The organism is Microcoleus sp. BR0-C5, from assembly GCF_036705045.1.
Lineage (GTDB): Bacteria > Cyanobacteriota > Cyanobacteriia > Cyanobacteriales > Microcoleaceae > Microcoleus.
Map to the genome: position 1 here is coordinate 23493 of NZ_JAUBTR010000034.1, position 14897 is coordinate 38389.

Genomic DNA, 14897 nt, shown 5'->3' on the forward strand with positions numbered 1-14897 from the left:
GTATTGCCTGTGTCCGGGTCAGTGCTACTGAAATTTCCGACAAGGGTGTTAGCTAAAACATTTTCATCAACGTTGCTGGGGCTGAGACTGAGGTTGGTTGGTGCTTCGTTAACATTGTTAAGATTAACCGTCAAGGGTTTATCGTAACTTAGTCCCCCAGCATCGGTAGTGCGAACTAGGATATTGTAAGTGGGCTTAGTTTCAAAGTCGAGGGCAGCGTTGGTTTTCAGTTGACCAGTATTAGAAATCGTGAACGCAGTGTTATCGGGATAATTCGGATCAGTGACTAAACTGTAAGTAAAGGTATTGCCTGTGTCCGGGTCAGTGCTACTGAAATTTCCGACAAGGGTGTTAGCTAAAACATTTTCATCAACGTTGCTCGGGCTGAGACTGATATTGGTGGGGGCAAGATTCAGAGTAGGGGTAAGTGAAAAATCATCAATGGCTAGACCATCATCTGGACCCGGCACATCCAAATCTTGCCAGCGCAAATAGAATTTTTCACCGTTGGCAATACTGAGTCCAGAGATTGTTCCTGAAAGGTTGGCACTGTTCTGAGAGGCATTTCCATTGAGAGCGCCGAGTGGCCCAGTTGTAACGACTGAACTAAAGTCAAGGGAATTAAAATCTACCCAACTGCCAGTTGATAGAAGAGAAGTCGCATCTAAGCTGTATTGAAAATCTAACCGATCTGTTCGATTTACAGCACCCAACCGCCATTGTTCGCCACGATAATTTATGGCTAATGAACGAATTGTACTCCCTGTATTGTTAGTGAAACTCACTCCCAACGTCGGTATTAGATTATTAGATCGCAACCCACCTAAGGCTCTGTCGTTAGTGTTCCCTGTTCCATAGCTGTAGGTATTGCCTGGAGGCGATGTTCCATCATCAATACCATAGGTGTTATTGGCATTATTGGTTCCAGATTCCAAAAACTCCCACCCCGTGGGCATAATACTGCTAGGAGAACCGCTACTCTCTAAGGTGTTAAAGTTTTGAGTATAAGTAGTTGTAGTTAAATTAATTGCTGGCATTTTTTTATCCTATATAATAATAGGGATTAATAGTTTTTTTAAGAAATGGTTTACCCTCCTGTGCAGCGATTGCTGGGTGCAGTGGCGCTTTCTTCTACTAAGTCGAGGGTAAAGCCATCGGTTCAGAATTGATACAATTAAACCACAGGCATAATCGCGCTAGGAGGAGTAAAATCAGCCGCCCCAATTAACCCTGAATTGATATTCTGTAAAGATGCCAGGATAACTGATGGTGTTGCTAATAGTTTAATTTGGGTATTAGTACCACTTTGGGTAATCAGTAAATCACCGAAAGCTAAACCGTTTAATTGAATTTTGTCTTTGCCATCTTGGAAATTGTAGATGGAATCCTGACCCATTCCTGATGCTAGAATAAAGGTATCGTTCCCGGCGTCACCATAAAGTCGATCGCTCCCTGCACCGCCATTGAGGATATCGTCACCATCACCGCCATAGAGAATATCGTTACCCGCATCCCCATTGACAGTATCATTACCTGCATCACCGTAAAGGCGATCGCTACCATTACCACCGTTTAACAAATCGTCATCATCGCCCCCGTAGACAATATCATTGCCATCCCCACCATCAAGGATATCGTTTCCGGCTTTACCATAGAGGATGTCGCTTCCATCACCACCATTCACTTGGTCAACACCCGCAGTCCCATTGAAAATATCGTTATTGGGTGTGAGGTTGACAGGAGTGACAGGAGTGACAGCAGAGCCATATACCAATTCAAAAGCTGTATCTAGAGATGAATTAGAAGTGTACCCAGTGCTGAAAAGACCCGCCTGATTATTATAAACCCAATTTCCCCCAGCATAAACATCTTGAAAAAAGCCTGCTTGGACACCAGCTCCTGGAATCCCATCAGTTAGCTTGTCTGTATTTATCAACAGTACATATTGTTGTCCTGGTGTTAATGAGATGTTAGAGTTAAAAGTGAAGGTTTCAAAACCTCGTACCTGAGTTGTGGATTGAGGCACACTCTCATATAGAATGGGACCCACGGGAGCACCTTTGTTGGAATCCCAAGCCGTTACATAGGCTTTAAAATCTATTGTATCGAGCTGAAACTCGTCATGGGGCAACCGCTCGTAGTCGTCTAATTTAATCGTAAACGATTTGAGGGATGATCCTGTTGCCGTGAAAGTTTGGCCAAAGGTTGGTGTTGCGCCCTCTCCAAAGGCAGGAATGCCCTGCATGCCATCATTCCACTGGCTTAGAGTTCCTTCGACAACATCAGTAGGGAGAATAAGAACAGAGCCGTAGTTCGCCATAGCCTCGGCTTGCAGTGCCAGCACTGGCTGCATCTGGGCTGTTGTGACTTCTAACTCCCAGTTTCCGCCTTTAGCTGCACTCCCGGTCAGGGACTTAGATGCCGCAATTTCTGACCCGGTGAGGGCGTGTAACTTAGTAATAAATTCCTCTCCGGCATCCCCTGCTGCAACGTTACAGCCATAAAGGAGGAGGTTAGCAACATCCCACTGTTGCAGTTGCGGGGCGTAGTGGATTAGGTTATCTAAACTCAGTTGGCTATTGCCCAGATACAAGCAACCTGGCGCACCGTGAGAAATAATATGAACTGCATCAATATTCTGACGCTGTTGTAAAACTTGGCTAATTTGCTCGATGCCATCGGCCGTCCCATCTAGGACAAAGACTTCAGTAGTGGGAATGACCCCCTCAATGAGTAGATCGGCGTTTTCTACTCCGGCATCGATAAAAACAATTCTGGCGGCTGGATTGATATTTTTTGAAGTATTTAGCATGGGTTTCATCTGGGGAATGTCCTGTTATTCATCAGAAGGTATTGCGGATAAAAAAACCTCTCTTAATGAGGATCTTTCCTGACTTTCTGTGGCGAGAGCCGCTGAGATCCTCATAAGCTGTGTTGCATCTAGATTGCCTATGGTATTAGAGAGGGAGAGGGGGAGAAGAGGAGAGGGGGAGAGGATTTGACGATTTTTGATGGGGACTCGAAATATACAATTTAAATGCACAACAGCTTATCAGATTTGAGAGGGGAAAAAATTGATTGAATTGCTGGGTCAGCTTGCTAGCTAACAACTCTCAACAGTTCTAGGGAGCCGCCGGAGCCGGAGCCGTACCCAAAGGATCGCCGCTAGTAGTACCTAGGTTGATGGTGTATCCTCCTAAAATATTGGCTTGCACGACATCGCGAGCGCTGTCTTCTATTGTGTTGACGTTCAAGCCAGCCGGGTCGCCAAGACCGTTGAGACTCAGTGTACCCCCAGTACCAATGGCAAAGGCTGAGTTCTGTAAACCAGTGTCATTGTCGCCGTTGTAGTTGAAAGAATGAGCGAAAGCATTTTCTTTACCGACAGCAGCCGAGACAGCGACACCTGTGACTTTACCGTCGTTAACAGTGAAAGCCGCAGAACCTGCCACACCACCTTCACCGGCACGGGCTACGGTAGCGAAACCAAAAGCATTGAGAATAACGAGACCACTAACGAAAGCAATACGACGAATCATAATTTTTCAACTCCAGGGTTGGTTTTTTTTCTTCTATTAGTTAGACGTTTCCCGAAGGTGATTTGTGAATAATTCTGTCTTTAGATATATGACATCTCTAACCTTTGGGGGATGACCCGGTTCGAGGGAGGGTTTAACAAATTCTTGCTACGCAGTCCATCTCTTCCTGAAAATCTAGATTGAGGAAACGGGATGCCGAATTTTTCCATGCCAAATTCGGCCTAGCGCCATATCGCGCCCAGCGCCAGTCAATCGATTTTAGATTTTAGATTTTAGATTTTAGATTTTAGAATTGAAGCATTGACCCTACGGATAAATTCGGGGGCTCCTTTATCCGATACAGGTTTTTTATTTCTGGACGGATGAATCACGTGGCGGGTATCCTTGATGCTTGATTGTCATAGAGAAAGCGGGAATATAGCCGATTGCAGCGCGGCAGCATTAATGCCACCTGCAGGCCAATAGATTTTGGCTTTGCCAAGACGAGGCAAGCAATCCGCTGTAAAAACGGATTTAAAGCGATTTTCTCCCTGCCTATTTTTCCGATGGAAGAAAGCCAGCCGCCGCCACTGTCGGCCCACATCCTCCTGTACAGTAGAAAAGGCGATACAGAAGACGCACCGTTGCGCGATATGCCTCCGGCACGCTGGCCCGATCGCATTTCTGGCGATCGAACATCGGTCAAGTATGGGTTTTCTCTGTTGACAAACTGGGAATACAGCGGATTGCAGTCGCTGATGGTACAACAGCCCTGTGCCGGCTGCATTAATGCCGACGGCACACCAAGAGCTTTTTGGCTTTCCCCAGACTCAGAAAGGACTCTGCTGTAGGCGTTAGGGGCGATCGCTTTTTCGCTGTCATCCCCCAGACTATTTGCCAACATCCGTAGGGGCGAATCATCGTTCGCACCTAGATGCAAAACACACACCGCCGCTTCTTGAACTTCCCCACCGGCAACAATTTCTCTTTCTCCTATGTCCCCATCAGATTGAGGATTCACTAAAACCGCCTCTTGAACTTCCCCGCCGGCAACAATTTCTCTTTCTTCAATCTCCTCTGTAACAGGTTTTTTTTCAACAATATTCTTAGACTTTTTCCCTTTTGCAGGCTGAGGAGAAACCCTCGACTGAGGATTAGACAAATCCGAGTCAGTCCCATCTTCGCCGAAATTTTCATTGAACCGCTGACGCAAAATTGCCCGCGCTTGAGAAATGCGCTTGCGGACGTTATCGTAGGATATAGCAAGCTGTTCGGCAATATTTTGATAAGATAGCCCTGATTCAAAATCGAGAATAAAAGTCTCGCGCAATCTATCTGGCAACTCATCTATTGCCTCGCGAAAAAATAATTCGATTTCGCGCTGCATAGCAGCGCGAACAGGTGTTTCTTCTTGGCTAATTAATTCGGTTTGGCTTCCTATAGCAATGGTGTCTAAACTTTCAACTCCTACTGCACCCCTTTTGCGCTCTCGATGGATATCGGCGCACAGATTATAAGTCAGTTTGGTTAACCAAGCCTTAAAGTTTTTGATATCATCCGTACCCTCTCTTGCTTTCTCGCAAGCTTTGAGCATCGCTCGACTGAGGGCATCTTCAGCATCGGTTGGATTGCCCATCCACTTGCGACAGCAACGGTAAAGATAATCTTGATGCTGCTGCCATAATTTCCAAAAAGCTGAATCTATATCTTGAGTGCCTGAGCAAGGGATTGATGCAGAACTACAACTTAACATCTCTGGAGCCTGAAACTCTAAGTGGACAAACGACTTGCGATTAATTTAGGTAGTAATTTACCTAGCTTCAGATGCACCTATCACTATGTTGACTCACCACTCAGGCTCAAGCAAGTCGGAAAAGTCGGATCTTTCAAGTCGGAAAAGTCGGAAAAGTAGGATCATCGCCGCTATGAGTACATAGCTTAGACATCCCTTTAACAATTTAAGCTGACCCGCTAGCTCAAACGCCACTGTATTAATACTGAATTCAGGCTGATATATAGGCTAAGGGGAGCGTCTGTTTTATATGCTGTCCATCATCCCAACCCCGCTCAGGAGCTGGCTTTCTGGGACGTTAGCTGTAACTTTATGCTTGTGTCTGAATCACCAGATCCCAGATTTATCCGTGGGATCACTTCCACAATCTCCAATCTCAAACGCGCGACGTAGGATTCAGCCACAGCAGAATTGTCCGTTTTAATTCATTTAATTCTCGATACACTTCTTGTTTGACCCATTGCCCGATCGCATCGAAGGGCGTAAAAATTTGACCCACAGGCCAGCTAACATCTTGACCCAAGGGCGTTTGATGGTTGCCGGCTAGAGTCTGAACTGTAATCATGTCGGGAAATCGTGCTTTTAGCAGTTTCGTCAACAGCAGGGTTTGGTCGATGTTGTCGCCGCTAAATTTGACTAAAAGATTGCGCCGGATTTGATAGCTATCTTGGACGAGGCGATTGGTGTCTTGTGGGGAAGGGGTAAACTCGACTTTAAAGACGGGGGAAATTTGCTCGACGATCGGGATTGCTTCTGATGCGGCATAATTGTTGAAAGAAATCAGAATATTGCCTGCCCTTTCTACGTCAAATACAGAACCGATCAGCAAGTGCAGTTTGCATCCCATACTGTGCCCCATGCCGTAAATGGGGAGATAGGAAGATTTGAGCAATTTAGTGGCCCGCAGGCGATCGAGGGCATTTTCAAATTTGTTGAGGACATCGCGGGCGATCGCAATATGATCCAAAGTATTGACAAACGGCGTTGCTACTACAAGATATCCTTGATTCCCCAAAGCCTCTAACAGCCAGCGATAGGTGAGTTGCGGTGCTGTCGCCACAAATGCACCGCCGAGAAAATGTACGATCGCGATCGGTCTTGAGGGAATTAATACCCAGTTGCCAGAAATTTCTTGCCAGTCCATAAATTCAATCTAATTCAAAGTAAAAAGGCGATCGTCCTCTGAAGGTAAAAGGCAGAATGTTTTATAAATTTTTGCTTTTATTTTTTGCATCAAAAAGGGGTTTGCTACCCATTTTTTTATTCCAAAAACTTTCCTTTTTACTTATACATTATTTATTCTAACTGTTGTGGGGGCACATAGCACGGCTGGCGATCGCTGCTATTTGCCCCCTCTATAGGGTTGAAGCTAGTGGCCGAATAAATCAAAGCTAGCATCCGATCGCGACTTTCAAAAATTTTTATATTGTCTCCCATCGCAGGGCTGCAAGCCGCTGTAGCTGGTCTTGCGGGTAATTGACCCGACAGGATATTAACAGTCAAATACGGCTCCAAACCCCCAATATCGCGTATTAATTAGCCCCTGGGCGATCGGCTTTGATTCGGCTGTATTGGCAGCACCTCATTTCTTGACTCAACCCGCATACAGCAGTTCTCAATCTTGGTGAGGTATGACTTATGCCCTATGCCCTATGCCCTATGCCCTATGCCCTATGCCCTATGCCCGCTTATAAAGCGTGCACCTCATGTTACTGAGAAAGGCTATACAACTATAACATCCTTTAGGACAGCCCCCCGATTTCAGGCGATCGCTGAGGGTTTGATTCTGCCGAAGAACCAATACCTTCTGCGGTTTGATGACTCAACTTTTCGTGAGTCTTCATCCATTTCCACTTGTGCACAGTAGCTTGAGGATTGAGCACTGTGGTAGCCACGCCGTAAACAATAGTAGGCAAAACCTCCCGATTTAACCAACTTTGTCCCAGCTTTCTCATGTAGTGCAGTGCCAAAACTTCTCGAAATTTGTTCAGCCTTTGCAAAAGTGGCAAATTCTTAAAACATAACTCTTCGTACTCGTTGAGGGATAACTCTTTTTCTCCCCGCAAGCGCCGCAGTTGGTTTTCCTTGACACAATCAGAAGCTATGCGCTTTTTGAACCAGTGCTTATCTGTGAGAGAGTTCCCTCTAATCCGATAATTTCCCAAAGGTTCTGTCGCCGCTAGCAAGCCATACTTTTGAGCAAGTTTGGTAAATAACTCTGTATCTTCTCCTACCGGCCAATCTTCTGCAAACCCGCCTTCTTTGAGAAGAATGGAACGATGGACTACAACAGAAGAGGGGAAAACCCAAGGACTTTCGCCTTTCTCCTTAATCGCCTGCATTTCTGCTTTAGTTGTAGGATAGGTGGGAATGTAACTCAACTTATTGCCACGCTTGTCTAAATACCGCAAAGCGTGAGCCACAGCTTTGACTTCGGGATTGTCTGCGAGCATCTTCAAACAAACTTCTAACTTATTGGGTTCCCAGGTATCGTCGCTGTCGATAAACGCTACATACTCACATGTGGCGCGATATATCATTAAATTTCTCGACTTAGAAACCCCGTAATTTTGGGGATTCCTGAAGTATTGAATTCTCGAATCTTGCTCGACCAGCTTAGCAGCAACTTTGTCAGTAGCGTCAGTAGAGCAGTCATCAACAATTAAAATTTCTAGATTATTGTGGGTACCATTGAGGACGGAGGCAACTGTCTCTGCCAGAGTGTCGGCAGCATTGAATGCAGGAATGATTACACTGACTTTTTGGCTGTTCATAACTTGCATTAAGGTGTGGTTTGGTAGTTATTCGCCGAAGTATAGTATCGAAGCAGACACTCTGACTCATTTACTTGCAAGTACCTGTAGTCAGGAAACTTGCCTACATAGTGCCAATATAACAGGTTTACCGACATCAGTCCGATCTACCATAAGGAGGGGACAGCCCTTAGCAGGCGGAGTGCAGACTATTATTTGGCGGGCAATTTTTCTGACACAAAGGCGACGGGTGCGAGGGATTGAGGGTTTTTACCGGGGACTGGAGTTGTCCTAAATTCGATCGCATCTTTTAAGTCTGCTATAGCAATCGTAAATCATTGGTGAATTTCTTACTCCCGATCAAGCGGGTTCGGGGAGGGTTGGGGTGGGGTAAAAAATTTACGACTCCTGCAAGGATTGCTATATGTGTTGCATTACCATAGCCATCACCTAAAATACTGAGGGTTTTGCTGTTGCTAAATCACGCTCTGAAACAAAAATAATTTGAAAATTCATAACCTTTGTGAATCCTGGTTTATATGATTTGCATCTTTAGTTTTTCCTACAGTAAATCAGCAACGGCGTTTTTCTATGTTAATCAGCTTTTTTGAAATCGGTATTTTCTTAAAAAAGATGCTTTTTCAAACTTGTTTAATTATGAAGTGGCCCTAAGCTGTCCCTCATTTCTCTCTTCCTCTTTCACGGCGAGAGCCTCTCAGGGTCAAATCGTTTCCCCGTCTGCCATAACAGGTAATTTAGCTGCGATTGAACTCAGTACCGCTAGGTCTTAGGGAAGACGATCGTAGAATTATACTATAAAAAATCCTCGCCTCACCCGTAAAAAATGTTGCCAAATTTCTTGAGTAAAGTGCGAATTTATACTTGTTGCGTAACAGTCTTGGTGTTGGGTGGCTGCCAGCAGCAGCTACAGGCAACCTTGCAGCAACAGCGCAGCAAACAGGGGATGACAGTTTCGGCTCACCCTCTGGCGAGCGCTGCGGGGCTGGCACTGCTGCAACAGGGCGGCAATGCAGTTGATGCGGCGGCTGCTACGGCTTTGGCGATTTCGGTGGTGGAGCCTTTTTCGGCGGGTATCGGTGGCGGGGGTTTTTTGCTGCTGCGGCGGGCCGAAACGGGGACTGTGCAAGCGCTGGATTTCCGGGAACGAGCTCCGAAACGGGCGGCGCGGGATATGTACCTCGACAAGCAAGGGAAGGTGCGCCAAAGGGCAAGTCTGGACGGGCATTTGGCGGCGGGTATTCCGGGCACTGTTGCTGGACTTTATACGGTGCACCGCGAGTATGGTAAGTTGCCTTGGACTGCGGTGGTGGCGCCGGCGATCGCCCTGGCTGAAAAAGGCTTTCCGGTAAGTTCGCGGTTTACCACGGCTACCGGGCGACGACAGGATGCGATCAATAAAAACCGGGCGGCGCGGGAGGTTTTTACTCGTGGTGGCATTTTATACCAGCCGGGTGAGCTTTTGGTGCAGCGGGATTTGGCGCGGACTTTGCGGCAGATTGCACAAAATCCGCAGAGTTTTTATACCGGGGACATTGCGCGGGCGATCGCCGCCGATATGGCTAAAAATGGCGGCATTATCACTCTGGAAGATTTGAAAAACTATACGCCGATTTGGCGGAATCCGGTTTGCGGGAACTTTCGGGCTTACGAAATTTGCGCGATGTCGCCTCCTTCTTCGGGCGGCGTTCATTTGTTGCAAATCTTAAATATTCTGGGAGATACGGATCTCAAGAGGTTGGGGAGGCAAAGTCCAGATACTTTGCACTTGCTGGCGGAGAGCATGAGGATTGCTTATGCCGATCGGGCTGAGTATTTGGGCGACCCGGATTTTGTGAGTGTACCAGTCAAAGCTCTAACTAGCACCAATTATGCCAAATTGAGACGATCGCAAATCCCAATGTCAAAAGCCAGACCCTCCAGCGAGGTAAAGGCTGTTGACGCTGAAACTTTGAACCGTCTCCTGTGGGAGTCTCCCGAAACTACCCACCTAACGGTAGTTGACAAAGAGCGCAATGTGGTATCTTTGACGTTTACAGTGAATGGCGGTTTTGGGGCTGGAGTCGTGGCCGCGGGTACGGGAATTTTGCTCAACAACGAGATGGATGATTTTGCAGCGGCGCCGGGAGTGCCGAATTTGTTTGGTTTGGTGGGCGGGGAGGCAAATTCGATCGCCCCGGGGAAGACTCCCTTATCGAGCATGACGCCGGTCATCGTGACAGAAAATGGCAAATTTCGCCTCGCAGCGGGAGCTCCCGGAGGCAGCACGATTATTACCACGGTGTTGCAGATTGTGTTGAATGTGTTGGTTTACGACATGAATGTTGGTGAGGCTGTATCCGCACCGAGGATTCACCATCAGTGGCTGCCCGATCGCCTGAGGGTGGAACGGGGAGGTTTTGAGGCTGCGACGCTTTCGGAGTTGCGGCGGCGGGGACACCAGATTGTCGAAGGTGACGGCTGGGGCAATGCTAATGCGATCGTCCTGACTGCGGATGGTTGGTTGGAAGGGGCTGCCGATCGGCGCGGGGAAGGAGAAGCAAGGGGGTTTTAGTCATCAGTCAGTCGATTAGAGATTTTAGATTTTAGACTTCGGCGAGCCGTCGATTCGCGCTCAGTCGAAGGATTTTAGATTTACTCCAGAGATGAATCTGGGATGTTGAACTAGGGTCAAAAATTTTGATCTCTCTACGACAGGAATCGGGGGCTTGTATAGGTTTTTTGGGGGAGGTCATGAGTCATGAGTCCTTAGTCATTAGCTATTAGTCATTAGTCCTTAGTCATTAGCTATTAGTCATTAGTCATTAGTCATTTTGGATAGCGCCAACGGTATCAAAACCGGGTTTTTTGGGCTGACCGTGCGTAAGTCATGAAATTATTAGTCTGTGTAGGTGTATTTTTGCATCCGTATTTTGGCGCTGAGGTTTATAGGCTGACTAATTGCCAAGAACTACCAAAAAGAATAACCACAGAAAGCGTATATACACTTATGTGTAAAGTTATTGTAAAGGCACTAGACATTGATACTTATATAATGTAAAAATTAAGTTGTGCAGAGAATCAGGTTTGTATCTTCCAGGAAAAATTTATGATAATTACTCACAAAATTGCTGCCTTAACAGCTACATTAACTACTGCTCTGAGTTTGTTGGCAGCGCCAGCAATGGCATTTTCGGTAGGGGCAACTAATAACACTGAGACTTTAAAAAATAATTTATTGGGGGCTAATACAGCCGGGTTGAGTAATTTCTCTGTTTCAATTAGGGGTAATTCGGCTGCTTTTGGCACTTTCACTAATGACCCCTTCGGTTTGACATCAGGTGTTGTTCTGAGCACTGGTAAAGTCGCTGATATACCGGGTCAGAATCGGAAAGATAACTTCACGACAAAGGACAGCGATTTAAGCACGGACTTTGGTGCTAAGGGTGAACAGGGGGATGTGACTCAGCTAAACCTCAGCTTTTTTGCTGATAGCAGGGTTCAAAAGTTGTTCTTTGAATATGTATTTGCTTCTGAGGAGTTTCCTGAGTTCGGCGCTTATGAAGAATATAATGACGATTTTGAACTGCTGCTGAACGGCATTAATTTGGCAAAATTGAGCGACGGAAAAACAGTTACGATTAATAATCTTGTTCCCGATCCATATAATCGCTCTACAGATCACCCCGACTATATTGACAACCCAAGTTTCACAGGTATTGCTGCTAACATCGTTAAGCTCGACGGTTTTACTAAAGTTTTAGGTTTTGAGGGTTTGCTCAAGCAAAATCAGACGAATGTTCTCAGCATCCGCATTAAAGATGTGGGCGATGGCTATTTAGATTCTGCTGTATTTATTAAAGGCGGTTCTGTGGAGACGGTTCAACCTGAGCCGGTTCCCGAACCGATGACTGTGGGGGGTTTGATGGCGGGAGGCGCTATGCTGGCTGCTGGACGAAAGTTACGCAATCGCCGTGGCGGAAGTAATTAATAAGGAAGGGAAGAGGGAAGAGGGAAGAGGGAAGAAGGAAGAGGGAAGAAGGAAGAGGGAAGAGGGAAGAAGGAAGAGGGAAGAAGGAAGAGGGAAGAAGGAAGAGGGAAGAAGGAAGAGGGAAGAAGGAAAAACAGAACAGGAACCATTTTGGCGGTTGCTGTAATATGAATCTCGATTAGCCGTGTTGGAGACAGAAAGGGGGTTTGATGAAGGAAAAGACCTCGTTGCAGTTGTTGAACCGGGTAAAAAAAACTCGGTTTGTGCGATCGCGATCGCGTAATATCATGTCAAGTAATTCCACCATTATGGGTACGCAGCGAGGAATGCAAGTCCTCATACAATTCTGACGACGAATGCCCTCACTACGAACCAATTTTATGGCGGTTGTTCTAGCGGACAGAATATAAGTTTTTATCCCAAATTCGCAAAGGGCGGATTTTTTTGTGTTTGGATTTGCAGCAAATATTGCGGGTAAAACCCGCGTCTACAACCACTGACTAAAAACTAAATAATTTAGCTATGAACAGTACCGTCGGGTAAGATTGTACCTGTTAATGTAGTCCGGGTAAGTTTGACCATAACTCGATCGCCGTAACCGATTTTTGCTCCTGTTAAGTCAGCACCGCTCAAGTCTGCACCGCTCAAATCGGCTCCGATTAAGTTGGTTTCTCTCAAGTTGGCATTGATCAAACAAGCTCCTAACAAATTGGCCCTGAACAAGTTTGCTTGGTGCAAATTCGCGCCTGTGAGATTGACGTTGTGTAGAAAAGCATCACTTAAGTCGGCTTCACTCAGGTTTGCATTGCTCAAGTTTCTTCCTGAAAAATCCTTTTCTTTTAAGGAAGCTCCTTGGAAGTTGGAACCGCTCAAATCGGGAGCTTGTGGCCCAGCTTGGCGGTAAGACTGAGATGACGACTGAGAGGGCGGCGGCTGCGATTGGTAGCGGGACGCCTCTGAATAGGGCCCTGCAGGGTTTCCCCCATAGTTTCCCGCATAATTTCCAGGATATTTTCCTGAAGAGGGCTCAGAAGAGTACCGGGGTTCTTTTGGGTTAGCCGGTGGTGGCTGGGTGTTTTGGTGCTGGGTGTTTGGATACTGAGTATTTCTGTACTGATTGTTTTGGTACGGATTGTTTTGGTACGGATTGTTTGGGTACTGAGTATTGGGTTGCTGAGTGTTTTGGTACTGAGTATTGGGTTGCTGGGTATTTTGTTGCTGAGTATTGGGTTGCTGGGTGTTTCTGTACTGAGTATTTTGTTGCTGAGTATTGGGTTGCTGGGTGTTTCTGTACTGAGTATTTTGTTGCTGGGTATTTTGTTGCTGGGTGTTTCTGTACTGAGTATTTTGTTGCTGAGTATTTTGTTGCTGGGTATTTTGTTGCTGGGTATTTTGTTGCTGAGTATTTTTGTACTGGGTATTTTGTTGCTGGGTGTTTTGTTGCTGAGTGTTTCTGTACTGAGCGTTTTGTTGCTGGGTGTGTTTGTGCTGGGTGTTTTGGTGCTGGGTGTGTTTGTGCTGAGTATTTTTTTGCTGAACGTTCTGATTCTGACCTCTTGGTTGAATCGATCGCAATTGTTCGCGAGCTTGATTAATTTCCTTAATCTTTTCTTCAGCTTTCTGTAGTAATCTGGGATTGTCTTTGGGGATGCGATCGGGGTGCCAAATGAACGCTAGATCCTTGTAGGCTTGGCTAATTTCTTCTCTGGAAGCTCCCGGCAACAGTCCCAGCACTTTATAGTATTGGTCGAGGTCGTTCATTGTACCACCTTTCGCTTTAAGAAATTAGGAATTAAAAATTAAGATCGGAGCAAAAGCCGTTCTCAAAGCTTGCTTGTCCGATCGTACATTAGATGAACAATAACTCAGCTAAGCCGCTGCTGGCAAAAAGTCTCGAATTCGCTGCAAGTATGTTGCGGCATCCTCCAGCATCGGAAAGTGAGCCGTATTCGGAATTATAACAAATTCTACTTTTTTGCTGAGGGAGGCTGCTTGCTCTCCCATGACGGCGGGGATAATTTGGTCAAATTCTCCGGCCACAAGCAGTGTGGGAACACTCAGCCGCGCAAATTCTTGGGGCATTTCCTCGGCTGCTCTTTTGCTGACGGCCGTCACCATTGTACCTATAGCAGCTTCCTCGTCTGCCATTAAAAAATCCTTGAGAAACGCCAGACTTACCTCTGTGGGCAGGGAACGGCGCAAAAACCTGGCCATAAATAGCCGATCGGCAAAAGGGATCGATGCCAGCCAAGAAGGTCTAAATTTTACCACATAGCCACCGAATTTGTGAAAAGTTGTAAAAGATTTCTCATCGTATTCAAAAATCCCGCTGCAAGTTAGAATTGCTTTTTCTACTTTTTCAGGGTAAAGGTTGAGAAATAAAGTAGCAATTGATGCTCCTGTGGAGTGAGCATTCAGAAAAACGCGGCTTAAATTCAGAGATTCTAATAATTCCGCTAAGTCGCGGGCGTAGGTTTCGAGTTCGTAGCTGGACTCAGGAGGCTCTTTTGGCAAGGGCGATCGACCAAAACCTCTCATATCGTAGAGCAAACAATCAAAATCATCAGCAATAGCCCGTGCCGTGCTTTCCCAGTAGCGAGCTGAGCCAGCCCACCCGTGCAGAAATACCATCACTGGTTTCCCGCTAGGTTGGGCCGTGTTATCTGCCGTTATCCACTCGTAATAATGTTCTACACCGCGAATTGAAATGAAAGACATGATATTGATTTGGGATTTTTAGATTTTAGATTTTAGATTTTAACTCATAATTGTTCAGTAAATACCCAAATTCCCGACTTCTTTAAGAAGTCAGGAATTTCAAGACTACATCCATCAAAAAAATCTGC

General features: G+C 46.1%; 13 protein-coding genes. 4 read left to right on the forward strand and 9 right to left on the reverse strand.

Features of this window, described 5'->3' with window-relative positions:
* The 7 genes from QUB08_RS17405 to QUB08_RS17435 form a co-directional block, all read right to left on the reverse strand.
* Positions 1-1037, reverse strand: a 1037-nt coding sequence (locus QUB08_RS17405; RefSeq protein ID WP_333225879.1) for a cadherin repeat domain-containing protein, incomplete at its 3' end; no start/stop codon positions are given.
* A gap of 137 nt (positions 1038-1174) precedes the next feature.
* Positions 1175-2812, reverse strand: a complete 1638-nt coding sequence (locus QUB08_RS17410) for a DUF4347 domain-containing protein (protein ID WP_333225880.1) — start codon at positions 2810-2812, stop codon at positions 1175-1177.
* 310 nt (positions 2813-3122) lie between these two features.
* Positions 3123-3539 carry a hypothetical protein gene (locus QUB08_RS17415; protein ID WP_333225881.1) on the reverse strand — a complete coding sequence of 139 codons (417 nt, stop codon included), beginning with the start codon at positions 3537-3539 and terminating at the stop codon, positions 3123-3125.
* A 367-nt stretch (positions 3540-3906) separates the two neighbouring features.
* The gene (locus QUB08_RS17420) at positions 3907-5271 is read right to left on the reverse strand and encodes a sigma-70 family RNA polymerase sigma factor (protein WP_333225882.1); all 1365 of its coding nucleotides are present in this window, start codon (positions 5269-5271) and stop codon (positions 3907-3909) included.
* Positions 5272-5686: 415 nt separating this feature from the next.
* Positions 5687-6454, reverse strand: coding sequence for a DUF1350 family protein (locus QUB08_RS17425; protein ID WP_333225883.1), 768 nt, complete (start codon positions 6452-6454; stop codon positions 5687-5689).
* A 152-nt stretch (positions 6455-6606) separates the two neighbouring features.
* Positions 6607-6813 carry a hypothetical protein gene (locus tag QUB08_RS17430; RefSeq protein ID WP_333225884.1) on the reverse strand — a complete coding sequence of 69 codons (207 nt, stop codon included), beginning with the start codon at positions 6811-6813 and terminating at the stop codon, positions 6607-6609.
* Positions 6814-7052: 239 nt separating this feature from the next.
* The gene (locus QUB08_RS17435; protein ID WP_333225885.1) at positions 7053-8084 is read right to left on the reverse strand and encodes a glycosyltransferase family 2 protein; all 1032 of its coding nucleotides are present in this window, start codon (positions 8082-8084) and stop codon (positions 7053-7055) included.
* An 823-nt stretch (positions 8085-8907) separates the two neighbouring features.
* Here QUB08_RS17435 and ggt point away from each other — a divergent pair.
* The 4 genes from ggt (at position 8908) to QUB08_RS17455 (ending at position 12401) form a co-directional block, all read left to right on the forward strand.
* Entirely contained in the window at positions 8908-10635 is a 1728-nt protein-coding gene (gene ggt / locus QUB08_RS17440) for a gamma-glutamyltransferase (protein ID WP_333225886.1), read from the forward strand.
* A 534-nt stretch (positions 10636-11169) separates the two neighbouring features.
* Positions 11170-12051, forward strand: coding sequence for a choice-of-anchor L family PEP-CTERM protein (locus QUB08_RS17445; RefSeq protein WP_333225887.1), 882 nt, complete (start codon positions 11170-11172; stop codon positions 12049-12051).
* A complete protein-coding gene (locus QUB08_RS17450) occupies positions 12035-12217 on the forward strand; it encodes a hypothetical protein (protein WP_333225888.1) in 183 nt (60 codons plus the stop codon). The genes QUB08_RS17445 and QUB08_RS17450 overlap by 17 nt, the downstream gene beginning before the upstream one ends.
* A gap of 43 nt (positions 12218-12260) precedes the next feature.
* Positions 12261-12401: a hypothetical protein gene (locus QUB08_RS17455; RefSeq protein WP_333225889.1), complete on the forward strand. Its 141-nt coding sequence runs from the start codon at positions 12261-12263 to the stop codon at positions 12399-12401.
* Between the two features lie 166 nt (positions 12402-12567).
* Here the strand turns inward: QUB08_RS17455 and QUB08_RS17460 are convergent, their stop codons facing one another.
* Both QUB08_RS17460 and QUB08_RS17465 read right to left on the reverse strand, forming a co-directional pair.
* Complete coding sequence (locus tag QUB08_RS17460; RefSeq protein WP_333225890.1) at positions 12568-13812, reverse strand: pentapeptide repeat-containing protein; 1245 nt, start codon at positions 13810-13812, stop codon at positions 12568-12570.
* 108 nt (positions 13813-13920) lie between these two features.
* The gene (locus QUB08_RS17465) at positions 13921-14769 is read right to left on the reverse strand and encodes an alpha/beta hydrolase (protein ID WP_333225891.1); all 849 of its coding nucleotides are present in this window, start codon (positions 14767-14769) and stop codon (positions 13921-13923) included.
* Between the last annotated feature and the right edge of the window lie 128 nt (positions 14770-14897).

What these genes read in the sequence shown, in the direction of transcription:
- QUB08_RS17410 (WP_333225880.1), bottom strand. Translation starts at nt 2,812, where the DNA reads ATGCTAAATACTTCAAAAAATATCAATCCAGCCGCCAGAATTGTTTTT.
- QUB08_RS17415 (WP_333225881.1), bottom strand. Translation starts at nt 3,539, where the DNA reads ATGATTCGTCGTATTGCTTTCGTTAGTGGTCTCGTTATTCTCAATGCT.
- QUB08_RS17420 (WP_333225882.1), bottom strand. Translation starts at nt 5,271, where the DNA reads ATGTTAAGTTGTAGTTCTGCATCAATCCCTTGCTCAGGCACTCAAGAT.
- QUB08_RS17425 (WP_333225883.1), bottom strand. Translation starts at nt 6,454, where the DNA reads ATGGACTGGCAAGAAATTTCTGGCAACTGGGTATTAATTCCCTCAAGA.
- QUB08_RS17435 (WP_333225885.1), bottom strand. Translation starts at nt 8,084, where the DNA reads ATGAACAGCCAAAAAGTCAGTGTAATCATTCCTGCATTCAATGCTGCC.
- ggt (WP_333225886.1), top strand. Translation starts at nt 8,908, where the DNA reads ATGTTGCCAAATTTCTTGAGTAAAGTGCGAATTTATACTTGTTGCGTA.
- QUB08_RS17445 (WP_333225887.1), top strand. Translation starts at nt 11,170, where the DNA reads ATGATAATTACTCACAAAATTGCTGCCTTAACAGCTACATTAACTACT.
- QUB08_RS17455 (WP_333225889.1), top strand. Translation starts at nt 12,261, where the DNA reads ATGAAGGAAAAGACCTCGTTGCAGTTGTTGAACCGGGTAAAAAAAACT.
- QUB08_RS17460 (WP_333225890.1), bottom strand. Translation starts at nt 13,812, where the DNA reads ATGAACGACCTCGACCAATACTATAAAGTGCTGGGACTGTTGCCGGGA.
- QUB08_RS17465 (WP_333225891.1), bottom strand. Translation starts at nt 14,769, where the DNA reads ATGTCTTTCATTTCAATTCGCGGTGTAGAACATTATTACGAGTGGATA.